The organism is Bacillus sp. GMs2/2 (assembly GCF_050172095.1).
In the GTDB taxonomy this organism is placed as follows: Bacteria; Bacillota; Bacilli; order Bacillales; family Bacillaceae_G; genus Bacillus_A; species Bacillus_A cereus.
The window spans coordinates 1-1,218 of the sequence record NZ_JBNLYE010000711.1 but is presented as its reverse complement, the minus strand read 5'-3'; the positions used below and the strand labels follow the sequence as shown (position 1 = coordinate 1,218).

The following is a 1,218-nucleotide window of genomic DNA, read 5'->3' as shown; positions in this document are numbered from 1 at the left end:
TATCACTAAAATAACTTTCTCTCTTATTCTTCATCCAATCCCAACCGCTATTTACCCACTTTTGATTATTGCTACTTGTTATACTTGCAGCAATAAACGGTGAAACAAATACAGCAGTTGAATAACTACCAATATTAGATCCATTTAATTGATAACCATCCACAATTTTAGAAGGATTTCCATTCGTTTTATTTTGAATCCACGAAGAAACTTTATCAGAAATGACTTTACTTCTTTTCTCGCCGTACATCGCATAGTCCATTACAATTCTCAATGGTACCCGACTAGCATTGTAATAATATGCATTTGTATATTCTGACTCCTCTAAGAAGTCTTTAGGTGCGGGTTGTGGTGGGTTTTTTACAACGAAATCTGAAATAAGTCCTGTATTTGGAGAGTACTTATTACTAAATTGCGTATAAACATCGTACAAATTATTAATAACAGTAAGCCAAGTTTTATCACCTGTAAATTCATAAAATGCTCTAAGGTGTGACATCATCCAATCAGATGGTCTCGTATCAAGTGAACTTTTAGAATCCCAATCTCCTAAATTTAGTCGGTTATTATTTGTAACATTACTAGCTTTAATACCTTTTGTAATCATGTCTTGTGCTTCTTTCAAATAATTAACTGTTCCATTAGATCCCCACTGCTTATGAGCAAGAAGAAGAGAATACGCAATATCTAAATCTCCATCAGTAGCAGAATCAAAATGACCTTGTGCTTTTTTACTATCTGCGACAACCCATCCCATTAAATTAGGATTTTGAGAACTTTTAAAAGTTCTTGCTGTTTTAAATAAACCGTCATAGATTTTTTGAGCATTCGAATCATAACCAGCCATTAATACTGTAATTATCATCCCATACCCTTGACCTTCTGAAGTTCCAAGTGGCTTAAACCCATCTGCATCACCTGTAATCTCTCCTTTTACATAATAACCACCAGGTAAAGAAGATAAATCATTTTTCAAATATTTCTTTTTCCAATTATCGTAGTAACTTCTTACAGAAGCATTTAAACTTTCCTGTGTAACATGATTCGGTTTTATAACACCTGCATAATTAACTTGCTGCGGAAATGGTTTCATTTCCTTTGCAGCAGCTACTTGTTGATTAACTACGGGAATAGAATTTTGTACTGAATTGTCCGTTACACTTGCTGCGAAACTAGAATTAGAAAAACTAGCTAGTCCGATTCCTACAATAGAAATAC

Annotated in this window: 1 protein-coding gene; it reads right to left on the bottom strand. The window is 33.7% G+C overall.

The features are described 5' to 3' along the window. On the bottom strand, positions 1 to 1,216 hold a 1,216-nt coding region (locus ACQGS6_RS28905), incomplete at its 3' end, for a glycosyl hydrolase family 8 (protein ID WP_426966067.1). Positions 1,217 to 1,218: the final 2 nt, after the last annotated feature.